Annotated in this window: 17 protein-coding genes; 9 read left to right on the top strand and 8 right to left on the bottom strand. The window is 69.8% G+C overall.

Translation table 11 applies throughout. The annotated features are described in order from the left end of the window. Positions 1-2 precede the first annotated feature (2 nt). Positions 3-1,829 carry a transketolase gene (locus tag AB0J71_RS03820; RefSeq protein ID WP_364412547.1) on the bottom strand — a complete coding sequence of 609 codons (1,827 nt, stop codon included), beginning with the start codon at positions 1,827-1,829 and terminating at the stop codon, positions 3-5. A gap of 259 nt (positions 1,830-2,088) precedes the next feature. Then, positions 2,089-2,469: a helix-turn-helix domain-containing protein gene (locus tag AB0J71_RS03815; RefSeq protein ID WP_352319519.1), complete on the bottom strand. Its 381-nt coding sequence runs from the start codon at positions 2,467-2,469 to the stop codon at positions 2,089-2,091. Positions 2,470-2,599: 130 nt separating this feature from the next. On the opposite strand from AB0J71_RS03815, the gene AB0J71_RS03810 reads away from it, so the two are divergent. From AB0J71_RS03810 to AB0J71_RS03800, 3 genes are all read left to right on the top strand, one after another. After that, complete coding sequence (locus AB0J71_RS03810) at positions 2,600-3,007, top strand: RidA family protein (protein ID WP_352319520.1); 408 nt, start codon at positions 2,600-2,602, stop codon at positions 3,005-3,007. 72 nt (positions 3,008-3,079) lie between these two features. After that, complete coding sequence (locus tag AB0J71_RS03805) at positions 3,080-4,795, top strand: ATP-binding protein (protein WP_352319522.1); 1,716 nt, start codon at positions 3,080-3,082, stop codon at positions 4,793-4,795. A gap of 171 nt (positions 4,796-4,966) precedes the next feature. Further along, positions 4,967-5,482 carry a GNAT family N-acetyltransferase gene (locus AB0J71_RS03800; RefSeq protein ID WP_352319523.1) on the top strand — a complete coding sequence of 172 codons (516 nt, stop codon included), beginning with the start codon at positions 4,967-4,969 and terminating at the stop codon, positions 5,480-5,482. A 232-nt stretch (positions 5,483-5,714) separates the two neighbouring features. On the opposite strand, the gene AB0J71_RS03795 is transcribed toward AB0J71_RS03800, so the two are convergent. After that, the gene (locus AB0J71_RS03795) at positions 5,715-6,719 is read right to left on the bottom strand and encodes an SDR family oxidoreductase (protein WP_352319525.1); all 1,005 of its coding nucleotides are present in this window, start codon (positions 6,717-6,719) and stop codon (positions 5,715-5,717) included. Positions 6,720-6,727: 8 nt separating this feature from the next. After that, a complete protein-coding gene (locus tag AB0J71_RS03790; RefSeq protein ID WP_352319527.1) occupies positions 6,728-6,994 on the bottom strand; it encodes a hypothetical protein in 267 nt (88 codons plus the stop codon). 54 nt (positions 6,995-7,048) lie between these two features. Here AB0J71_RS03790 and AB0J71_RS03785 point away from each other — a divergent pair, with 54 nt between their 5' ends. Genes AB0J71_RS03785 through AB0J71_RS03775 form a run of 3 tightly spaced genes read left to right on the top strand, consistent with a single transcriptional unit; the run spans position 7,049 to position 9,083 of the window. Continuing rightward, positions 7,049-8,056 (top strand): DNA topoisomerase IB, encoded by a 1,008-nt coding sequence (locus tag AB0J71_RS03785; protein WP_352319528.1) that lies wholly within the window; start codon positions 7,049-7,051, stop codon positions 8,054-8,056. A gap of 45 nt (positions 8,057-8,101) precedes the next feature. Continuing rightward, positions 8,102-8,350, top strand: coding sequence for a BON domain-containing protein (locus AB0J71_RS03780; protein WP_352319530.1), 249 nt, complete (start codon positions 8,102-8,104; stop codon positions 8,348-8,350). Next, positions 8,343-9,083 carry a metallophosphoesterase gene (locus AB0J71_RS03775; RefSeq protein ID WP_352319532.1) on the top strand — a complete coding sequence of 247 codons (741 nt, stop codon included), beginning with the start codon at positions 8,343-8,345 and terminating at the stop codon, positions 9,081-9,083. Before AB0J71_RS03780 ends, AB0J71_RS03775 begins: the two co-directional genes overlap by 8 nt. Positions 9,084-9,094: 11 nt before the next feature. Here the strand turns inward: AB0J71_RS03775 and AB0J71_RS03770 are convergent, their stop codons facing one another. Beyond that, positions 9,095-10,876, bottom strand: coding sequence for a SpoIIE family protein phosphatase (locus AB0J71_RS03770; RefSeq protein WP_364412544.1), 1,782 nt, complete (start codon positions 10,874-10,876; stop codon positions 9,095-9,097). A gap of 136 nt (positions 10,877-11,012) precedes the next feature. Beyond that, the gene (locus AB0J71_RS03765; RefSeq protein WP_165959640.1) at positions 11,013-11,162 is read right to left on the bottom strand and encodes a GPGG-motif small membrane protein; all 150 of its coding nucleotides are present in this window, start codon (positions 11,160-11,162) and stop codon (positions 11,013-11,015) included. Positions 11,163-11,233: 71 nt separating this feature from the next. Between AB0J71_RS03765 and AB0J71_RS03760 the strand changes: the two genes are divergently transcribed. Continuing rightward, a complete protein-coding gene (locus AB0J71_RS03760) occupies positions 11,234-12,187 on the top strand; it encodes a TIGR03557 family F420-dependent LLM class oxidoreductase (protein WP_352319536.1) in 954 nt (317 codons plus the stop codon). A 45-nt stretch (positions 12,188-12,232) separates the two neighbouring features. Here AB0J71_RS03760 and AB0J71_RS03755 read toward each other — a convergent pair whose 3' ends face one another. Beyond that, a complete protein-coding gene (locus AB0J71_RS03755) occupies positions 12,233-12,718 on the bottom strand; it encodes a DUF1360 domain-containing protein (protein ID WP_352319538.1) in 486 nt (161 codons plus the stop codon). A 151-nt stretch (positions 12,719-12,869) separates the two neighbouring features. On the opposite strand from AB0J71_RS03755, the gene AB0J71_RS03750 reads away from it, so the two are divergent. Further along, positions 12,870-13,421 carry a nucleotidyltransferase gene (locus AB0J71_RS03750; RefSeq protein ID WP_352319540.1) on the top strand — a complete coding sequence of 184 codons (552 nt, stop codon included), beginning with the start codon at positions 12,870-12,872 and terminating at the stop codon, positions 13,419-13,421. 174 nt (positions 13,422-13,595) lie between these two features. Here the strand turns inward: AB0J71_RS03750 and AB0J71_RS03745 are convergent, their stop codons facing one another. After that, positions 13,596-13,940 (bottom strand): PRC-barrel domain containing protein, encoded by a 345-nt coding sequence (locus AB0J71_RS03745; RefSeq protein WP_352319541.1) that lies wholly within the window; start codon positions 13,938-13,940, stop codon positions 13,596-13,598. Between the two features lie 132 nt (positions 13,941-14,072). Between AB0J71_RS03745 and AB0J71_RS03740 the strand changes: the two genes are divergently transcribed. Next, complete coding sequence (locus AB0J71_RS03740) at positions 14,073-14,888, top strand: SAM-dependent methyltransferase (protein ID WP_364412541.1); 816 nt, start codon at positions 14,073-14,075, stop codon at positions 14,886-14,888. Positions 14,889-14,976: the final 88 nt, after the last annotated feature.

The following is a 14,976-nucleotide window of genomic DNA, read 5'->3' as shown; positions in this document are numbered from 1 at the left end:
CTTCACAACAACCGCTTGACCGCCTCGGCAATCGCGTGGCGGTCTATGCGGGCGTCCGCGAGCTGTTCCTCAGGCGTCGCCGACCCGGGCAACCCGGTCACGGCGAGCTTCACCACCCGCGGGCCGAGCTCGCTGACGGCGTCCAGCACGGCGTCGCCGAGCCCGCCCTCCAGCCGGTGATCCTCGACCGTGATCAGGTTGCCCGTCGTCGTGGCGGCCTCCACCAGCACCGCCGCGTCCACCGGCTTGACCGAGTACAGGTCGATCACGCCGACCGGCACGCCGGCCGCCGTCAGCTCGTCGGCAGCGGCCAGCGCCTCGTGCACCGTGATCCCGGCCGCCACGATCGTGGCCCGGTCGTCGGGCGAGCGCCGCAGCACCCGCGAGCCGCCCACCGGGAAACGTTCGCCGGGCGGGTAGATGACCGGCGTCTCGCCGCGGGTGGTGCGCAGGTAGGAAACCCCTGACACGTCCGCCAGCTCGACGGTCAGCGCCGCCGCCTGGTTGGCGTCGCACGGGTACAGCACCGTGCTGCCGTACACCGTCCGCATCATGGCCAGGTCCTCCAGGCCCATCTGCGAGGGGCCGTCCTCGCCGATCGAGACGCCGGCGTGCGAGCCGACCAGCCGGATCGACGCCTGGCTCACGCCGGCCATCCTGATGAAGTCGTGCGCCCTGGTCAGGAACGCCGCGAAGGTCGCCGCGTACGGGGTCCAGCCGCGCACCGACAGCCCGACGGCCGCCGCCACCAGCTGCTGCTCGGCGATGTACATCTCGAAGAAGCGCTCGGGGAACGCCTGGCCGAACTCCTCGGTCTTGGTCGAGTCGGCCACCTCGCCGTCCAGCGCCACCACGTCGCCGCGGGCCGCGCCGAGCGCCGTCAGCGCCGCGCCGAACGCCGCTCTGGTCGCCGCCTTCGCGCCGACCTCGTACTCCGGCAACGTCGCCGGGCGCGGGTCGAAGTGGAACGGCTCGGCCTCGCCCTCCGGACGGTGCACGTCCACATGGACGCTGCGCGGCCCGCCCAGCTCGTCGATGGCCTTGTCGGGGTCCTTGAGCGCCTTGCCGTGCGCGCCCTCCCGGTTCTCGACCTCGACGACCCCCTCGCCCTTGCGCGTCTTGGCCAGGATCACGGTGGGACGCCGGCGGGTGTTGCAGGCGTCGCCCAGCGCGAAGTCGATCTGGCCGGGGTCGTGGCCGTCGATCTCGATCGTGTGCCAGCCGAAGGCGCCGAACCGGCGCGCGTACGCCCCCGTGTCCCAGCCGTGCCGGGTCGGGCCGCGTTGCCCCAGCCGGTTCACGTCCACGATCACGACCAGGTTGGCCAGCCCCTCGGCCCCGGCGTGCTCGGCCGCCTCCCAGATGGACCCCTCGGCCAGCTCACTGTCACCGCACAGCACCCACACCCGGTACGGCAGCCGTTCCAGCCGTCCCGCCATGGCCACGCCCACGCCCACCGGCAGTCCCTGACCGAGCGAGCCGGTCGCGACGTCCACCCAGGGCAGCCGGGGGGTGGGGTGCCCCTCCAGCCGGCTTCCCCGGCGCCGGAACGACAGCAGCTCCTCGTCGTCGATGACCTTCGCCGCCTTGTAGAGCGAGTAGAGAAGGGGGGAGGCGTGGCCCTTGGAGAAGATCAGGTGGTCGTTGCCGGGGTTGTCGGGGCGGTCGAAGTCGTACCTGAGGTGACAGGCGAACAGCACGGCCATCAGGTCCGCCGCCGACATCGACGAGGTGGGGTGCCCGGAACCGGCCGCCGCGGCGGCGCGTACGGAGTCGACGCGCAGCTGCGCGGCCAGTTCGGTCAAGTACTGGAGATCGCGTTCAGGCATCAAGACCCTCCCTCGTGAGTTTCACGCCGCCTACCCCCTGGGCGGCGCTTAACTCGGGCCTGACGTCACCTGACCCCATTTGTCGGCAGTTGAAACCTCCCTCGCGTGGGCGGTCTCGGCCTGCCGTGCCTGTCCGGTGCCTGTCCGGTGCCTGTCCGGTGCCTGTCCGGTGTCTGTCCGTGACTGGGCGGTGCCTGAGCGGTCCTGGCGGTCCTGGTCTGTCCTGGTCTGTCCGTGACTGGACGGTCCGCGGCCGGTGTCAGGCGTCGAAGCGGCGGCGGGCGGCCTCGATGTCGCCGAGGTGGCGTTGCGTCCACGCGCACATCGCGTCGACCGTCGCGCGCAGGGCCCGTCCCGGCTCGGTGAGGGTGTACTCCACCCGCGGCGGCACGGTGGGATACACCGTCCGCTCGACCAGCCCGTTGCGCTCCAGCATGCGCAGGTTCTGGGTGAGCATCTTGTGGCTGATGCCCTCCACCTGGTCGCGCAGCTCGCCGAACCGCAGGGTGCCCTCGCCGATGGCCTCGATGATCAGGAACGCCCACTTGTTGGCGACGTCCGTGAAGATCTCCCGCGCCAGGGAGTCGGCCCGCCTCAGGTCCGCCTCGCCGGCCGAGCCCTTGAACTGCTTGGTCACCATGAGGTTCCCCAGTCACTGAAAAGTGCGTTCTTCCACGTCAGCTGACACTCTCCTACAGTTCCTCAGTAACCACAAGAGAGTCTTGGGCGGCCGTACGCATCCCGGCCGCCCCCGTCAGGAGGCCCACACCATGCCCGTCACCCTGCTGAACCCCGAGGGCCTGCCCGAGATCGACGTCTACCACCAGACGGCGGTCGCGTCGGGCACGAGGCTGGTCTTCGTCGCCGGCCAGGTCTCCTGGGACGCCGAGGGCGCCACCGTCGGCGCGGGCGACCTCGCCGCACAGGTCGAACAGTGCTACCTCAACGTCGCCACCGCCGTCGCGGGGGCCGGCGGGTCGTTCGACGACGTGGCGAAACTGACCGTCCACGTCGTGGACTGGACCCCCGACAAGATGCCCGCACTCCTGGACGGGATCTCCCGGGCGAAGGCGAAACTGGGCACGACGACGACCCCACCGGCAACCCTGCTCGGCGTGGCGGCCCTGTCCGTCCCGGACCACCTGGTCGAGGTCGAAGCCACCGCGATCCTCCCGTAAGGGAACGCGCGCTGTACTGAGCCCAACTGAGAAACGTCGTTGAAAACCCACTTCTCAGTTATCCTCAGTGAAGTGAAGCATGACGAGGTGGACGCGGCGCTCGCTGTGGTGGGGGAGGGCGTCAAGGCGGACTCCCTGGAGTCGGAGACGCTTGACTTCAAGCTGGTGGCCGAGTCGCTGAAGGCCACGTTCAATCTCATCTCCGACGCCCTGGTCTGCTTCGTCAACGCCCACGGCGGCACCCTCGTCCTGGGGGTCGACGACAAGGCGACCGACCGTGTCCAGGCACTTCGCGGTGTGCCCGAGAGCTACACGGTGGAGGGCATCCGGAAGGGGATCTTCGACCGGACGAGCCCACCGATCACCGCCTTCGTGGAAGAGCGGGTCGTCGAAGGCGTGCGGCTGATTCTGATCACGGTCCCGCAGGGGGCGATGCCGCACAGCAACGCCGCGGGCCTCGCCACCCGTCGTCTCGGCAAGGAGTGCCTGCCGTTCCCTCCGCACCAGCAGCGCGAGGTCATGATCGCTCGCGGCCAGGTCGACTGGTCGGCCGACGCCTCCAGCCTCGGCATCGGCCAACTGAGCGCGGTGGAGTTCGAGAGGCTCCGGCGACTGCTGATCGCCAGCGGACGGGATCATCTGGCTGAGCTGGCGGACCGTGCCCTCCTTGAGTCGCTTCGCCTGATCGCGCCCAACGGAAGCGTCACGAATGCGGCAGTACTGCTGTTGGCCGATGAAGAGCTGATTCCGCGAGTAGTCCCGAGTTATGGCTACTCCTACCAGTTCCGCCCCACCTCGGGCAGCGAGGCCACCGGGCGGACTAGAGGAACCAGGCCGTTGATCGCGGCGATCCAAGCCATGACCGACGCCATGGAGAGCCGTAGAGAGGTGTGGCCGCTCAATCTGGCAGGTGGCGTGCAACTCCAGCTCACCGACTATCCCAGCGAAGCCGCACGAGAGCTGGTCATCAACGCCTTCATCCATCGGTCCTACGAGACCGGCGGAACCGTCGACATCGAGCACTCTCCCGAGCGGATGATCATCACGAGCCCCGGCGGCCTGGTGTCGGGGGTAACCCCCGCCAACATCCTCACCCATCCGTCCACTCCCAGGAACCGGCTCCTCACGGAGACCGTGTCCGTCCTGCAACTCGCCGAGCGGACAGGACAAGGGGTGGACCGCGCCTACCGGGAGATGCTCCGAATCGGCAAGGAGCCGCCGCTCTTCGAGGACCACGGAACGTTGGTTCGGGCGACCCTCGCGGGCGGCATCGGGAACGCGGCCTTCGTGCGGTTCATCAGTGATCTGCCCCTGAGGGCGAGCAGGGACATCAACATCCTGCTCTCCTTGACGCACCTGCGTCACAGCAGAAGCATCGACGCGTTCGAGCTGGCTGAGATCATTCAGCGGGCGCCCGTCGAAGCGCAGCAAGTACTGCGCATGATGCTTGACGACTACAACCTGATCGCGCCCACCAAGCGAAGCGCCTCCAAGCAGTTCCCCACCTATCGGCTGCGGGCAGAGGTGCTCGCCTCCATGTCCCGCTCGGTTTCGTATCGGCATGTCGACGTGGACGACATGGATCGCAAGGTGATCGAGCACGTCCGGGAGTACGGCTTCGTCACCAACCAGACGATACGCCGCCTCTTCGATCTACATGTCTACGCGGCCCGGGACCTGCTCAACAGTCTGCGGGAGCGCGAGATCATCGACAAGATCGGTGACGCGCGAGGGGGAGCGGGCGTGAAGTACGGGCCGGGGCCCAGATTTCCGAAGTCCAAATCCTGAAAGCCGGGGTGAGCGGACGGGCCTGCGTCCGGGTGTCGTCGGTGCGTCACCTTCTGCGAATGCGTTCTCGTGAACTCGTTGCAGGGGTGCGGTGGCTGACCGTGGGGCTGAGGGATCGACCCTTCAGCCCCGGTCGAGTCGGCAACAGTAGCCGGCACTAGTGTTCAGGTCATGCCTGACGTGATCACGGTCCACCCCGCGCAACCCGGTGACGGGGACGTCCTCGGTGAGATCCACGCCCTGTCCTGGGGTGTCTCGCACGGCCCGCTGTGCGCGCCGAAGGTCGCCGCGGCCGGGATCGAGGAGCGGCGCGGCAAGTGGCACGGCATCCTGGCCGAGGGCGGGGACTCGATCCTCCTGGCGCGCCTCAACGAGCGGCCCGGGGCCTTCGCCCGGTTCGGGGCCTCCACCTCCCGTCCCGGCTCCGCGGAGATCTATACCTTCTTCGCCCATCCGGACGTCTGGGGGAGCGGCATCGCCGGCGTTCTGCTGACGGCCGTCCTGGACGCGGCACGCGACGCCGGGTACGACGACGTGCACCTGTGGACGATCCGGGACTCCGCCCAGGCCCGCCGCTTCTACGCCAAGAACGGCTTCACCGAGACCGGCAGGACGCACGACCACGAGTTCGAAGAGGGGCCCGCGCTGGCCTTGATCGAGCTGGAACGAGCCTTGCCGGGACGCTGAGCCCAACTGTCTTGATCGGTTCGGACGGTAGGGGCATGGCCGGTACATCGGCAGAGGGCACTTCGTTGCGCACCTGGTCCGGGGCGGGCTCCCGATGCCCAGCCGGCAATCGGGTGCCGGGCGGGCAACCATGGCGAGCGTAGCGAGCTTCCCGCGGCCCACCCGGTAACCGGGTGCCGGGCGGGGGCCAGAGAAGTAGGCCCGTTGCCCGGTCAGAGGCAACGGGCGTCGGTCAGCGGGTGAACCGGCGGGCCGCCGCGGCCGCCGCGGCCACACCCCCCGCCGCCAGCAGCACCGCGCGCCGGTGCTGGGAGAGCCACACCTGCGGGCTGTGACCGTGTGAGCGCCGGTCGAACGTGCCGTGCGCGCCGTAGTCCTTGTCGTCGTCGGCCGGTTCCCAGAGGTTCGACACCCCGCTCGGCTGCTTCTCGTCCGTCTGCTGGGACTGGATGCCGGTCCTGGCGAGGTACCGGTCCACGAGGGCGGGGGCGACGCGCTGGGCCATGAGGGTGGCCGCGGTGCTGGCGCCCACCCAGTATTCCTTGCGTCCGGGGTGCTCGGCGGCGTACACGATGGCGCGCGCCGCGACCTCCGGCTGGTAGATCGGGGGTACGGGCTGGGGGTGCCGCCGCAGCTTGGACAGGACCCACTCGAACTGAGGGGTGTTGACCGCGGGGAGCTGGACCAGCGTGACGTCGATGCCGCTCCGGTCGGCCAGGAGCTCGGTGCGCAGCGACTCGGTGAAGCCCTTGATGGCGTGCTTGGCCCCGCAGTACGCCGACTGGAGGGGGATGCCGCGATGGCTCAGGGCCGAGCCGACCTGGACGATGGTCCCGGCATTGCGGGGGCCCATGAGGTCGAGGGCGACCTTGGTGCCCCACACGTAGCCGAGGTACGTCACCGAAGTGGTACGAGCGTACTCATCTGGCGAAATATCGGTGAACTTGGCGAAGACTGAGGAAAAGGCGGTGTTGATCCAGGCCGAGATCGGTCCCATCTCCGCCTCGACGCGCTCCGCCGCCGCCTTCACCTGCTCGTACTCGGCCACGTCCGCCTCGTAGACCTTCGCGTCCCCGCCCGCGGTTCCCACGTCCACGGCGGCCGCGCCCAGGCCCGCCGTGCCGCGGGCGATCAGGGCCACCCGCGCGCCGCGAGCGCCCAGCTCGCGCACCACCGCCCGTCCGACCCCGCCGCTCGCGCCCGTCACCACTACCACGCGTCCTCGAAGGGATGCCATGTCGGTTGTCAGCCTGCCTCTCCCGTGTTTCGGTCCTTCTGCCGCCGGATCGCCAGGGCGATGTCGACGATCGTGATGATGAACAACACGATCGCGATCCCTGCCATCACCGGCGCGCCTGCTATGAGTCCCAGCACCGTGAACGCGAAGAGGAACACCAGAATGAACGATCCCACCCTGATGTGCACCACGTCGCGCGGTGTGGCGGGCACCATGGGGTGGCCCTTCCGGTCACCCTCTTCGTGCCATCTACCGTCATCCGTGTTCTCAGGCATGCCGCTCACCTGCCCGTCCTGTTTGCTGCCTAACGTGCTGGGTAGCCGCCCGGCGTGCCCGAGCTACATCCCAGTGACCAGAGTGAGCCGGGGATCGTCAGGCGCCGTCGCGGGCGCGGGTTCAGCTACGAAGGACCGGACGGGCGGCCGGTGCGCGACAAGGCGACGCTGGAGCGCATCAGGTCGCTCGTCATCCCCCCGGCGTGGAAGGACGTGTGGATCTGCCCGTCCCCGTACGGCCACCTCCAGGCCGTCGGCGTGGACGCGGCCGGACGCCGGCAGTACCGCTACCACGACCTCTGGCGCGAGCAGCAGGACAAGGCGAAGTTCGACCACGTGCTGGAGGTGGCCGAGCGCCTGCCCGCGTTCCGCAAGGCCGTGGACGACCGCCTCAAGGGCCGCGGCCTGACCAGGGACCGGGTGCTGGCCGCCGCCGCCCGCCTGCTGGACGTCGGCTTCTTCAGGATCGGCGGCGAGAGTTACGACACCTACGGCCTGGCCACCCTGCGCATGGAGCACGTGACCTGCAGCAACGGCGTCGTGACCTGCGCCTACCAGGCCAAGGGCGACATCTCCCGCGAGGTCGTGGTGGCCGATCCCGGAGCCTGCACGGTGCTGCGTTCGCTCAAGGCGCTCGGCGCGGAGGGCGAGCTGCTCCGCTACCGCCGCCCGGAAGGCGGCTGGGGCGATGTCAGGAGCGAGGACATCAACGACTACCTGCGCGAACTGGTCGGCTGCGAGGTCACCGCCAAGGACTTCCGCACCTGGCACGCGACCGTCCTGGCGGCCGTGGGCCTGGCGGTCTCCAAGCACGCCCGGGGGAACGGCACCGCCAGGAAGCGGGCGGTCACCCGGGTGATGCGGGAGGTGGCCGAATACCTGGGCAACACGCCGACCGTGGCGCGGGCGTCGTACGTGGACCCGCGGGTGGTGGAGGCGTACGACCAGGACAGGACGATCGCCGCGGCCCTCACCGAACTCGGGGCGGACGCCGATTACGGGCAGCTCGCCACCCACGGGACGGTGGAACGGGCCGTTATAGACCTTATTCGCGCCGTTTGAGCCGTTAATCCCCGGGCATGCGGCGACAATAGAAGGAGGCAAGCGATGGAAGCTCCGCAGTACGTCGCGGCCCGCGTCCAACAGGCGCTGGCCGAGGACGGACGCACGCACGAGCTGGGCATCAAGGTCGACGTCCGCGGCGACCAGTTGTTCCTGCGTGGTCAGGTGAGCGGAGCCGAGCAGCGCGACAGGCTCGGCCAGGTGGCGCGGGAGATCGCGCCCCAGCTGCACCTGCACAACGAGATACGCGTGGTCGACGTCTCGGCGCCGGGGGAGGATGAGCATCTTGACTGACCTGCGAATCGCGGCGGTGGGCGACATCCACCTGGGCGAGGACGTCAGAGGCCAGTACCGGCGCAGGCTTGAGGGCATCGAGGAACGTGCCGACGTGTTCATGGTCGCGGGAGACCTCACCCGGCACGGCACGCTGGAGGAGGGCCGGGTCGTGGCCGACGAGCTGCGCGACCTGCCCATCCCCACCGTGGCGGTCCTGGGCAACCACGACTACCACTCCGACCTGCAGTACGAGATCGCCGCCGAGCTGCGCGACGCCGGCGTCATCGTGCTCGACGACGACGGCGCGGTGATCCAGTGCGGTGACCGGAAGCTGGGCGTGGTCGGCGGCAAGGGGTTCGGCGGCGGGTTCGCCGGCAAGAGCGCCAGCGAGTTCGGCGAGCGCGAGATCAAGAACTTCATCTCCCACACGCGCTACATCGCCGAGGCGTGGAAGGTCGCGCTCAAGGAGCTCGTGGCCGACCAGCGCGTGGTGTTGTCCCACTACTCCCCGATCAAGGAGACGCTGGAGGGCGAGCCGCTGGAGATCTACCCCTTCCTCGGCAGCTACCTGCTGGCCGAGGCGGTGGACACGGCGGGCGCCGACCTCATCCTGCACGGGCACGCCCACAAGGGCACGGAGAAGGGCATGACCTCGGGCGGCATCCGGGTGCGCAACGTCGCCCTGCCCGTCCTCGGCAGGGCGTACGGTGTCTACTGCCTGGAGGAGCCGGGCAACAACTACGACGACTGACCCCGAGGGCGTCACAACACGCGTGCGGCGATCACGCACACGTCGTCGGTGGACTCGTCGGCGCCGAGCCGCCGCAGCAGGCAGTCGATCATCTGCTCGGGATCGTCCCCCACGCAGGAGCGCGAGGCCCGCAGGAGCGCGGCGATGCCGGTGTCCAGGTCCTGCCCGCGCCGCTCCACGACGCCGTCGGTGTACAGGACCAGGGTGTCGCCGGGTTCGAGCTGGGTGACGGTCATGTCGTACTCGGCCGCGTCGAACGCCCCGAGCAGCGTGCCGGTGATCCCGTCGACGGCCTGCCCGCGCCCGTCCCTGATCAGGACGGGCGCGAGGTGCCCGGCGTTGGTCCAGGCGAACGTGCGGCGCTCGGGGTCGAAGTGGCCGATGATCGCGGTGCCGGTGACGGTGACGTCCTCGTTGGAGTGCACGATGAGGTCGTTCAGCCAGGTGGCGAGCTGACCGGCGGGAGCGCCGGTGTAGGCCAGGCCGGCCAGCCCCGAGCGCATCTGCAGCATGATGCTCGCGGCGGTCAGGCCGTGGCCCATGGCGTCGCCGATGGCCAGCAGCACCCGGCCGTCGGTGATCAGCCGGGCCTTGAACCAGTCGCCGCCCAGCCTGGCCAGATCCTCGCTCGGCAGGTAGCGCACGCCGACGGCGAGCCCCGGCAGCGGGATGAGGCCCCGGCGGATCGGCAGGATCGTGTTCTGCAGCTGGACGGTGATCCGGTGCTCCTGCTCGGCCCGTTCCTTCTCCTTGGTCGCCTGCTCGTGCGCCACGGCCAGCGCGCGTTCCCTGCGGCGGTTCTTGGTGACGTCCTGCACCAGGCACCGGACCTTGACCGGCACGCCGTCCCCGTCGAGGATCGGTTCGCTGTAGACGCACAGGTGGCGCACGCCGTGCCGGTGCTGGATGCGGAACTCGTTCTCCACGGCCTCGCGGAACTCCAGCAGCGTGCGCATCTGCTCGTCCATGACGGGGAGGTCCTCGGCGACCACCACGCCGGGCAGCTCCTCCAGCGGCATCGGGCCGTCGGCGCGGGCGCGGCCGAACATCTCGTACATCTGCGGCGTCCACAGGGTGCGCTCGGTCGCCAGGTTCCACTCGCCCCAGCCCAGCTCGGCCAGGCGCTGGGCGCGTTCCCAGCCGGAGACCAGCAGCTCCTCGTCGTCGAGGATGCGCCAGCTCACCAGCAGGCCCTCGTCCACGCGCGCGGCGCGCACGGCCAGGGTCGCCGGCCACAGCCGGTAGTCCATGGCCTCGACGAACTCCAGCGGCATGTGGTGCAGCGACTCGCCCGACTCGTAGACGGCGATGTAGTCGTCCAGCAGGCCCGAACTGGCCACGCCGGGGCTGACCGACAGCAGACGGCGCCCGGCCAGGTCGTCGGCCGTGCGTCCGGCGGGGGTCCGGGCGTGCTGGTTCGCGGCCAGGACGAGGAAGTCCACGACGCGGCCCGCGTCGTCGTGGACGGGGGTGAGGAAGAGGGCCGAGGCGTGCACGCCCGCCAGCATGCCGCGTACCCACTCGGGCACCTCGGGCCGTTCGAGCACCTGCTCGGACGGCCGTTCGATGCCCTTGGCGACCTCGATGAGATCCAGACCGCTGTGCTGGGCCATCCTGGCGAGTTGCTCGGCGGCCTCGCCTGGGCGGATGTTGAGCCGGGTGGCCAGGCGGGCCGTGGCCTCGTCGAGGATGGCCTGGGTACGCAGGTGGCGGCGTACGTGAACAAGTTGCTCACGGACCCGTGCCGAAGCCGCGTTCATCTCGAAGCGGCTGAACGGCGGGAATCTGCTCACTCGCTCCCCATGCCCGATCAATCGGGATTGAGGGCCGGTGGTGCTGATATTTCGGCAAAACTATGGGGTCCGCTGGGCCGTTCTCGAGGTTCGGCCCAGCGGGTTGTCACGGACGGAGTGCGGGGCGGCGTGCGCCCTACACATTGAAGATGCTGACCCCGCCCGGGCCCACGAGGAAGCCGAGGACGATGAGCACGATCCCCCAGAGGAGGTCGCGACGGGCCAGAATCACATAGATCCCGGAGATGACGAGGATAACGGCGATGATCCAAAGCAAAGTAGCCATGTGACTGCAACTGCCCCCACGCGCGACTCCTTAACATGTTTTCCTCCGCCGTAACGGGCAGGTGGTGATCCATGACGACATTCGGCTATTTCTTGTCGTGTGAGGAACACGGACCCAAAGAACTGGTACGCCAGGCCAAGGCCGCCGAACGCGCCGGTTTCGAGGCTCTGTGGATCTCCGACCACTTCCACCCCTGGCTGGACGAGCAGGGCCAGGCGCCCTTCGTCTGGTCGGTGATCGGCGCGGTGGCCGAGGCGACCTCCCTGCCCATCACCACGGCCGTCACCTGTCCCCTCATCCGTACGCACCCGGTCGTCGTCGCGCAGGCCGCCGCCACCACCGGGGCGCTCACCGGCGGACGTTTCCGGCTCGGCGTGGGCACCGGCGAGGCGCTGAACGAGCACGTCGTCGAGTCGCGCTGGCCCCCGCTCAGCGAGCGCCTGGAGATGCTCGAAGAGGCCGTCGGGCTGATGCGCGAGCTGTTCACCGGCAAGCTGGTGACCCACCGGGGCGCTCACTACCGCGTGGACACCGCCCGGCTCTACACGCTGCCCGACGAGCCGGTGCCCATCCTGATGTCGGGGTTCGGCGAGAAGTCCACGACGCTGGCCGGCCGGCTGGCCGACGGCTACATCTCCACCGCGCCGGACGCCGAGTCCGTCACGCGGTTCCGCGAGGCGGGCGGCGCGGGCAAACCGGCGCTCGGCGGCCTCAAGGCGTGCTACGCGGCCGACGAGGCCACCGCGCGCAAGACCGTCCACCGCCTGTGGCCCACGCAGGGGATCAAGGGGGAGGCGTCGCAGATCCTGCCGCTGCCCCGCCACTTCGAGCAGCTCGCCGAGTCGGTCACCGAGGACGAGGCCGTGGGCGGCAGCCCGGTCGGCCCCGACCCCGAGGTCCACGCGCGGGCGCTCAAGGAGTACGTGGACGCTGGCTTCGACGAGGTCTACGTCAACCAGATCGGCACGGAGCAGGACGCGTTCTTCGACTTCTACGAACGCGAGGTGCTCCCGAGAGTGCGCTGACCGGCCGGCTTCGTCGGCTCGACGTACCCGAGGGGGCGCTGACAGCTAGTCGGCCGACTTCATCAGCTTGGCGTACCCGAGCTGCAGCCAGTCGGAGATGGCCACCGCGGTCATCGTGGCGCCGACGAGCCTGGTCACCCTGGGGGCGAAGACCAGGCCGACGGCGTACGCGGTGGCCGCCCACTGGGCCAGGCAGAACGGGCAGGCCAGCAGCTCGCCCATCGGCCCGCGCGGCTCCTCCTGGACCTCGGAGGGGCCGCCCTGGCCCTCGTACCTGGTGAAGGGCGCCCGCAGGGGGCTCATGACCGGGTCCTTGGCCAGGCGCCGGGAGACCTTGTGCGTGCAGGCCGCCATGAGCGCGATGTCGAGGACGCCGACCCGTTCGGGCAGCTTCCGCTTGGTGAGCACCGCGGCCGCCGCCGCCCCGGCCACCCCTGCGCCGTACGTGGCGAGGATGCCCAGGTAGCCGCCCAGCGGACGATCATGCCCGTTGCCGTAGGCGCGTTCCGTCTTCTCCAGCATGTCGGTCATAGGGTGTGGCGCTACCCTCAACCCCTGCCTCTACGCGCCGTCCCTCGGGGTGTCTCTTGGGCTGTTCCCAACGTCTACATGACGATCGTGAGGGTAGCCCGGAACCATGAGCAGCCATGGTCATGCGGTCACTGACGCCATCCTTGACACGTTGAAGCGCGCGAGCTCCGGGCTGAAGGACGCCGGGGTGAAGTTCGCGCTGGCCGGCGGCTGCGCGGCCTATGCGAGAGGCGCCGCCCCCTCCTTGCACGACGTCGACTTCGTGCTCACCGAGCATGACGTGCCCGCCGCCCTGGAGGCCCTGCGCGGGCTGGGCTTCGAGACCGCCAAACCGCCGGAGGACTGGCTGGTCAAGGCGTACGACGAGGGCCGGCTGGTCGATCTGATCTTCCGCGTCTCCGACCATGAGATCACCGAGGAGCTGCTGGACCGGGCCGAGCCGCTGAAGGCGTCGGCGGTGATCGTGCCCGTGCTGGAGGCCACCGACCTGGTCATCTCCTGGCTGCTGCCGCTGTCGGAGCACGCCTGCGACTACGGCTCCCTGCTGGCCCAGGTGCGGGCGCTGCGCGAGCAGGTGGACTGGCCGCGGGTGGTGGCGGTGGTGGCCGACTCGCCGTACGCGACGACGTTCGTGACGCTGCTGGAGCGGCTGGGCGTGCTGAGCGAGCCGGTGGTGGCGAGCGGCGAAAGCCGGTGGCCGTGACCCCGCGCCCCTGACCCCGCGCCCCTGACCCCGCGCCCCTGACCCCGCGCCCCTGACTCCGCAGCCCTGACCCGGCGGCCCTGAAAGGCCCTGAAAGGCTCGGAAAGGCCCGGAACGGGCGGAGGGCCGCGCCCTGATCGGACGCGGCCCTCCCTCTAGGACAGACTGCGAGGGTCACCCGCCGTAGCGGCCGTAGTAGTCACCCAGCCGCGTGCGGTACTCGGGCTCCTTGTACCTGCCCTCGTCGAACTCGGGCGCGTCCTTGATCTCGGCCTTGGTGCGCGCGACGTGCACGTTGCGCTCCTGAGGGTCGATGCGCGTGACGACCTGCGCCGGCAGCATGACCTTCTTGCCGAAGATCCAGGGACCGGTGTCGACGATGATGTAACTCTCGCCGACCTCGTACGTCGCCTCGTCGACGGACCCGATCTTCCCGTCGGTCGCCTGGACGTGGTACCCCACGAGATCCAGGCTCTGGCCGCGGTCATAGACGTCAGGACGATAGTTCCAGAGCTCCATCGGGCTCTCTTCCTCTCTTCTTCCGTCTTTTCTCGGGCAAGACCTCCGCTACCCCGACATACTCCGGTAAACCCCCAACAAAGCGTCGGTGGTGGCGGATACGATCCGCGTCACGGACTGGAAGGGGGCCGGATGACCGTCGGCGAGGCGCAGGAGTGGGTCCCTCCGGGCGTCGACGTCACGCGTCCCAGCGTGGCCCGCGTGCACGACTGCCTGCTCGGCGGCGTGGAGAACTTCTCCGTCGACCGCTCGGTGGCGCGCCGGCTCAAGGACGCCGTGCCCGAGGTGGTCGACCTCGTCTGGTGCAACCGGGCCTTCATCGGCCGGGTCGTCGACTTCCTCGTCCGCGAGGCGGGCATCAGGCAGATCGTCGACCTCGGCGCCGGGCTGCCGACCATCGAGAACACGCACGAGGTCGCCCAGTTCGCCGACCCCCGTACCCGGGTCGTCTACGTGGACATCGACCCCATGGTCGAGCCGCACGCCCGCGCCATCCTGAGCGGCAACCCCCACGCCACCGCGATCACCGCCGACGCCCGCGACGTCGACGCCGTGCTCAGCCACCCCGAGCTGGGCCGCCTGATCGACCTCGACCAGCCCACGGCCCTGCTGGCCATCGGGCTGCTGCACCTGTTCCCCGACGCCGACGACCCCCACGGCCTGGTCCGGCGGTACGTCGCCGAACTCGCCCCCGGCAGCCACCTGGCCGTCTCCAACATGCTGGCCTCCGGCAACCCCAAGGCCAAGGCGCTGGAGGCGCTGCTCCAGGCCACGATGGGCACCGGCCACTTCCGCGAGCGCGCGGCGATCGAGGCGTACTTCGACGGTCTCGTGCTGGTCGAGCCCGGGGTGGTGCACTTCCCCGAGTGGCACCCCGACGAGCGGCTGCCCGGCCCGCTGGCTCCCTGGGAAGAGCTGCTGCTGGGAGGCGTGGCCCGCAAGCCGTGAAACCCGGGTGCTTTCGCGGCGGAGGGACGGCTAGGGTGGCGCCCATGCCGCGTCGATTCCTCGTCTGCTCCCCGCCGCCGGCCCGCTA

This window comes from Nonomuraea sp. NPDC049637 (assembly GCF_040675235.1).
Lineage (GTDB): Bacteria > Actinomycetota > Actinomycetes > Streptosporangiales > Streptosporangiaceae > Nonomuraea.
This window is presented reverse-complemented; position numbering and strand designations above follow the sequence as displayed.

Bases quoted from the DNA above. Each gene is read 5' to 3' on its own strand.
- AB0J71_RS03740 (WP_364412541.1), top strand. From the start codon at position 14,073: ATGACCGTCGGCGAGGCGCAGGAGTGGGTCCCTCCGGGCGTCGACGTC.
- AB0J71_RS03765 (WP_165959640.1), bottom strand. From the start codon at position 11,162: ATGGCTACTTTGCTTTGGATCATCGCCGTTATCCTCGTCATCTCCGGG.
- AB0J71_RS03755 (WP_352319538.1), bottom strand. From the start codon at position 12,718: ATGACCGACATGCTGGAGAAGACGGAACGCGCCTACGGCAACGGGCAT.
- AB0J71_RS03800 (WP_352319523.1), top strand. From the start codon at position 4,967: ATGCCTGACGTGATCACGGTCCACCCCGCGCAACCCGGTGACGGGGAC.
- AB0J71_RS03780 (WP_352319530.1), top strand. From the start codon at position 8,102: ATGGAAGCTCCGCAGTACGTCGCGGCCCGCGTCCAACAGGCGCTGGCC.
- AB0J71_RS03795 (WP_352319525.1), bottom strand. From the start codon at position 6,719: ATGGCATCCCTTCGAGGACGCGTGGTAGTGGTGACGGGCGCGAGCGGC.
- AB0J71_RS03760 (WP_352319536.1), top strand. From the start codon at position 11,234: ATGACGACATTCGGCTATTTCTTGTCGTGTGAGGAACACGGACCCAAA.
- AB0J71_RS03815 (WP_352319519.1), bottom strand. From the start codon at position 2,469: ATGGTGACCAAGCAGTTCAAGGGCTCGGCCGGCGAGGCGGACCTGAGG.
- AB0J71_RS03745 (WP_352319541.1), bottom strand. From the start codon at position 13,940: ATGGAGCTCTGGAACTATCGTCCTGACGTCTATGACCGCGGCCAGAGC.
- AB0J71_RS03820 (WP_364412547.1), bottom strand. From the start codon at position 1,829: ATGCCTGAACGCGATCTCCAGTACTTGACCGAACTGGCCGCGCAGCTG.
- AB0J71_RS03790 (WP_352319527.1), bottom strand. From the start codon at position 6,994: ATGCCTGAGAACACGGATGACGGTAGATGGCACGAAGAGGGTGACCGG.
- AB0J71_RS03810 (WP_352319520.1), top strand. From the start codon at position 2,600: ATGCCCGTCACCCTGCTGAACCCCGAGGGCCTGCCCGAGATCGACGTC.